This is a genomic window from Candidatus Aeolococcus gillhamiae (assembly GCF_016464765.1).
GTDB classification, from domain to species: Bacteria; Chloroflexota; Dormibacteria; order Aeolococcales; family Aeolococcaceae; genus Aeolococcus; species Aeolococcus gillhamiae.
Map to the genome: position 1 here is coordinate 1 of NZ_JAEKNS010000089.1, position 4,965 is coordinate 4,965.

Annotated in this window: 4 protein-coding genes; 1 reads left to right on the forward strand and 3 read right to left on the reverse strand. The window is 67.1% G+C overall.

Annotation, left to right across the window (positions count from 1 at the left end; genetic code table 11):
- Positions 1-159: 159 nt before the first annotated feature.
- Together JF886_RS08635 and JF886_RS08640 are read right to left on the reverse strand one after the other, a co-directional pair.
- The gene (locus tag JF886_RS08635) at positions 160-624 is read right to left on the reverse strand and encodes a hypothetical protein (RefSeq protein ID WP_337311531.1); all 465 of its coding nucleotides are present in this window, start codon (positions 622-624) and stop codon (positions 160-162) included.
- A 382-nt stretch (positions 625-1,006) separates the two neighbouring features.
- Positions 1,007-1,573, reverse strand: coding sequence for a nucleotidyltransferase domain-containing protein (locus JF886_RS08640; protein WP_337311533.1), 567 nt, complete (start codon positions 1,571-1,573; stop codon positions 1,007-1,009).
- Positions 1,574-1,927: 354 nt separating this feature from the next.
- On the opposite strand from JF886_RS08640, the gene JF886_RS16800 reads away from it, so the two are divergent.
- On the forward strand, positions 1,928-2,476 hold the full coding sequence (locus JF886_RS16800) for a GNAT family N-acetyltransferase (RefSeq protein ID WP_350340575.1): 549 nt from the start codon (positions 1,928-1,930) through the stop codon (positions 2,474-2,476).
- Positions 2,477-2,649: 173 nt separating this feature from the next.
- Here the strand turns inward: JF886_RS16800 and JF886_RS08645 are convergent.
- A partial coding sequence (locus tag JF886_RS08645) for an AAA family ATPase (protein ID WP_337311534.1) occupies positions 2,650-4,965 on the reverse strand: 2,316 nt, incomplete at its 5' end.

The window sequence follows — 4,965 nt, forward strand, 5'->3', positions numbered from 1 at the left end:
CGGTTACTCCGGACGAGCTTCGAGCATTACCGTACCGCGTCAGCTTGAGCGACCGCTTGCGGGCGCGGATCGGACAGCACTCATAGGCCCGGGACTCCCGAACGTGTCGCCAAGTGCAAAACAGGATGATCTTGAGTAGGCCGGATGTCCCGGTATGTGCTAGTTACTGTGGCAGGCATCGCCGTGGTGGCCCCGCGAGAGTGCCGGTTCGCCCGCTGGCGTTGGCAAAAATGCCCGGCCGTTGGCGCTCCAGAGGCACCGCGAATCGTGGGAGGCCGGATCTGGGCCGCTGTAGAAGACGCGCCGTTGCAGCGTGATGATGGCCAGCACCGCGGCCAATGCAAAGCCGGCCACGTACGCGGCCCAGAACCTGTCGAGCGAGCCGTGGACGGCGACGACGCCGATTGCAGCGGCGACGTCCACACCGAGGTATCCGAGCGTCTTCACGTCGTCGCTGTCCACGCCGCTCAGCTGCTCGCTGAGCTGATCGCGCGCAAGGGTGAGCGCGATGTCGCTACCGGCGGGTTCGGCGGGGACAGATTGAGCCAGCGGTTGTCGCCGGCTTCGTCGCTCGAGAGCGTCGAGCAGGACATCGGCCAGCGAGCGCACCTGCGTGTGTCTCATTGGTCGCCGTCGACGTCATCGAGGATCGGCAGCACCTCCTGAGCTTGAGTCGGGGCCACGGCGGTCCGCGCGCCCGGCCGTCCGCCGGAGGCTCCCGACCGCGTGACGACGCGACGCATCGCCATCGCCGAGTACCCAGTGAGCTCTTGAGCGTCGAGCTCTTAGTCGACGTATAGGACGGTGCGTAGCTCAAAGGATCCGTCATCGAGCGACTGGTCCGCGGCGATGCCGGCCGGCCGGTGCAGCAAGGGATAGGCTAGCGTCCCGCGCGAGTAGCTGCCGTGGGCGGGTACTTAGGAAGGATAAAGCCGCCCGGGCTCCCTGACCCATAGAACCTCTCATCGTCCCCGCACCTCCCGAAGGCACAGCCAACCGGAGTTAGTCACCCGGTCAGCTCCGAAAGCCAGGGGTGTTCGGGCTCCGAGATGTCTAGGGCGTCCACGAGAAAGGTGCGAGCCGCTTCCGTCAGGTGTGGCAGCAGGGCTTGGAAGTCTGCGTAGTCCTTAGGTCGATCAAGCTTGGCCTTGAAGAGCAGCAGGATCTCTGGTCGAAAATAGGCGATGCCTCCGGGCCTCTCGAAGCCAATGCTCGCGAGTGGCCGTCGACTTCTCCGGTCACGCTTGTACAGCCATTCGTCGCCACTCGTCGGGGTGAGCAGCAAATCGAGCACCCATGGTGAGTAAGCATCGTCGCGCAGCCAGAGTTGCGACACTTCCTCGCGCGGTGACTCGCCACTGGGTAATGGCCTCAAGATGCCGCTCTCTGCCTCCCAAAAGTGGAAGTCGTGTAGGTGGCGGCGCACCGCGGCCAGATCATCACGTAGCACCACGACATCCGTGTCCTCGTGGAGCCGCGTGACACCTGTGACCGCGTCGACCGCCCAGCCGCCGCCAATCCACCATCGAAAGCCACTTGCGGAGAAGAGGCTCGCGACGTGAGCGGGCGCCATGGCCCGTAGAGGGACTGGAAATCCTCGAAGGACATCTCCTCGGACATGTGGCCGTCGTGACGCATCCCCGCACCAAATCAGGTGTAGTGCGCATGGGAGATCATCCGGCCCAGGTCGGGTTGCTCTCAGCCAGAGCGTTAGCCCTCGGATGCACCTCGTGGCTAACGCCAGTTCCGGACCGACAGCGGTCAGCCAGCGGCCAAGAAACCCACCTTCGCGCCCGCAGGACACGTAGCCCGATCCTCAGGGTTCGCAAGTTGATCATGAGGGCGCATCAAGACGACGGGCTCAGAGTCGATCATTAGCGAGATGCCCGAGTCCGCCAGGTTCCGGTTTCCGCCAGGTCCGCCCACGATGGCCGGCAAAGGCGTCTTTCTGCGGCGGTCAGCACCCATCGATGTGGGCCTGTTGATCGAGGCCTCTCGCGACGCCGAGATCATCCACTGGACTCGAACACCCCAGAATCTTGACTACACCGCAGCGAGCGATCGGCTAGGCCGCTGGCAAGATCGTGTCACGGATGGGAGCCTCCGGCAGTACGTGATTTCGCGCGGTGCCAAAGACCCCCCGGTTGGGTTGACGTCGCTGATCCTGCAGGAGGCTACCGACCCTTGGTGCGCTGATGTCGTGTACTGGCTCTTGCCACGCGGGCGTCACCTCGGGCTGGTTACCGGAGCGGTGACGCTACTCCTACGGTGGGCGTTTGACGAGACCGCGCTACGCCGCGCGGTCCTGTACACGCTTGAGGGTAATGAACCGTCCGAAGGTGTGGCAAAACGCTGTGGCTTCCGTTTCGATCGACTGGTCGATGACACGCGCGAGGGGCGCCCTCTGCGGCTGAACCGATGGGAGCTTACGTCGAGGTGGCGGAACGAGCAGGGATCACCAGGACGTCCGTCGTGAAGAACGATATTGTTGGAATCGCCAGTTCGGTTCGACCTTCGCCACGACGTCATGCCGTGTCGGACTCCCTATGCGGCGCAATTCGCATGGCAATGACCCCTACAGAGAACGGGGTTTGTCCAACCGCCGACGTCGGATTGCATCTCAGAAGCCCGCCGACGGTTAGTCGAACGTCACGGTAAGATTCGTGGCCCGCGGGCGGTCTGCTCCTGCTCAGCACCGTGCTGTCGCTCGTGCACGCGGGTGGAGTGCCCGTGGTCGGAGCCGAAGCCGGGTCGGCGGGCACGCCCACGCTGCCGCTCGCGCCGGCGTTCAGCGGCAGCCTCGGCTGCGTCGACGCGACCAACGACGGCGGCGACATCCGGTCGCACTGCCAGCGATGTGGCGGGCTGGCCGTGCCGTTTCGGCTGCGCTGGCGCTTGATTCCCGGCTGGTTGCGGCCCCTCCCACAGCCGCGAGCGTTCCACTTCCACCGCGGACGACCACCACTCCCACTGGGCGCTGAACGACGCGGGCGGCATGGCATGGCTGGCGATGGATGGGGCGGCCCTGGCCGCCTGCACACGACGGCCGATGCGGGCGCAGGCCTCGTCGTACAGGCCACGCCAGCGCCGCGCCGCGTCGGCATGGCGCCGGCACCAGTTGTCCACCGCGACCTGGTCACCGCGGATTGCACCCATCCGTGTCTCGAGCTGTGGTAGCTGGCGATCGATGTCGGCGATGTCGCGCCTCCCGCGAGACAGATAACCCTGCACCCAACCGCGCTCCTCGCGGTGACGGCGACGGGCGATCAGCCCGTCCGTATCCGTCAGCCGTGCCAGGTTGACCTCCATCTCCGCCTCAAGACGGGCGCGCCGTTCGGTGAGGGACCGGTGTTGGTCGCTCAGCAGGACGACCGTTCGCCCGGTGTCGACGAGGTTCGGCTCGGCGAGATCCGGGAAGGGCTCTCGGTGAGTGAGTGCCCGCTCGGCTGCGGCGGCTGCGGCGCGCAGCCCGGCATCGTCGAGGTCCTTGGGTGCAATCGGCGGTGGCGCCAGCTCGGCGGCGGGCAGCCGACCCGCGAGTTTCTGAAACTGGTCAAGGGCCAGTCGCTGTTCGCTGCTCTTCATCAGAGCGCTCTGGATCAGACGCAGGGTGAGGCTCTCCGACTGCGTGGTGGGAATGCGCCCATGACCGCTGTCGTCGGTCGGTTCGAGGTCGCCCGCGACGACGTAGAGGCGGTTCTCGGCGCGTCCCCGTGAGAGGGCCACGTAGCCCCATTCCCGATAGATCGACTCGTCGCCGAGCACGAAAGCGCGATCGGCGGTCATGCCCTGGGCTTTGTGACCAGTAATGGCGTAGCCGTGGTGTAGGTGACTGGCGTCGAGGTACTCCGCCGGGAGCACTCGTAGGGCGCCCGGCTCATGGAGGCGTCGGCCATCGAGGTGGACCGTCATCGTCCGCTGGCGTTCGTCGACTGCCACCAGGGTGCCCCGGGAACCGTTGACGACCCCAAGTGAGCGCCGGTTGCGCGTGGTGACCACCCGGTCTCCGACCGCGAACTCTCCGGTGGGCAAGCGCAGGATCGGGCCGGCCACCTCGCCGGCGGCGACGCGGAGCGCGCGGGCGCGCTCGTTGAGCTCACCGACGTCGGCGCGGCGAAGCGCCACCATAATGTTGTCGCCGCCGGATCGCTCGGCCGCCCACCAGTCGGCGACGAGACGGGCGCGCACGCAATCACTGGACGGACCGAGGACGACGCGGCCATGCTCGACGTAGGCCGCCATCGCCTCGTCCGAGCGGCCCTCGCGAAGCAGCACGAGTGCCTGGCGCTCCCACTCCTCGCGCTGGCGCCTGTTGTCCACAAGTTCCACCGCCCCGAGGCGCTCACAGAGGCCGCGGTAGGCGCCGCCGGCGTCGATCTCGGGGAGCTGACGGTCGTCCCCGACCAGCACGACCGTCGCGTCGGATTTCGCGGCCGCCGTCAACACGCGGCCAAGGAGGCGCGTGCCCACCATGCCCGCCTCGTCGACGACGACCACGGTGTCGCCGCGTGGAAGGATCTCCTGGCGGTACTGGACACAGTCGAGGAGGAGTCGCTCGATGGTCGCCGACTCGATGCCCGCGCCGGCCTGCAGCTCCGCCGCCGCTCGGCCGGAGAGCGCGCAGCCGACGATGGTGCGCCCGCTCCGCTCCCAGATCTGTCGGCAGGCATCGAGCGCCAAGGTCTTGCCCGTACCGGGGTGGCCGCGCACCACCATGACCGCGTCGCGGCTCGTGGTCAGACGGCGCACCATCTCGCGCTGTTCCGCGGACAGTGACGGACGTGCCCGGAGAGCCGCATTCACCACCGCCTCCGACGCCGGTGCCGGCCGTCGCTCCACCACGTAGAGCCCGTTGTCGAGCTGGAGCGTGACCTCACGCTCTCCGGGAGCGATGTGCCGTCGCGCGTTGCGCTCAAGACAGCCCTCGATGACCTCGCGTTCGGTGGCCAGCATCTCCTCGGTGGT

What these genes read in the sequence shown, in the direction of transcription:
- JF886_RS08635 (WP_337311531.1), bottom strand. Translation starts at nt 624, where the DNA reads ATGAGACACACGCAGGTGCGCTCGCTGGCCGATGTCCTGCTCGACGCT.
- JF886_RS08640 (WP_337311533.1), bottom strand. Translation starts at nt 1,573, where the DNA reads ATGGCGCCCGCTCACGTCGCGAGCCTCTTCTCCGCAAGTGGCTTTCGA.
- JF886_RS16800 (WP_350340575.1), top strand. Translation starts at nt 1,928, where the DNA reads ATGGCCGGCAAAGGCGTCTTTCTGCGGCGGTCAGCACCCATCGATGTG.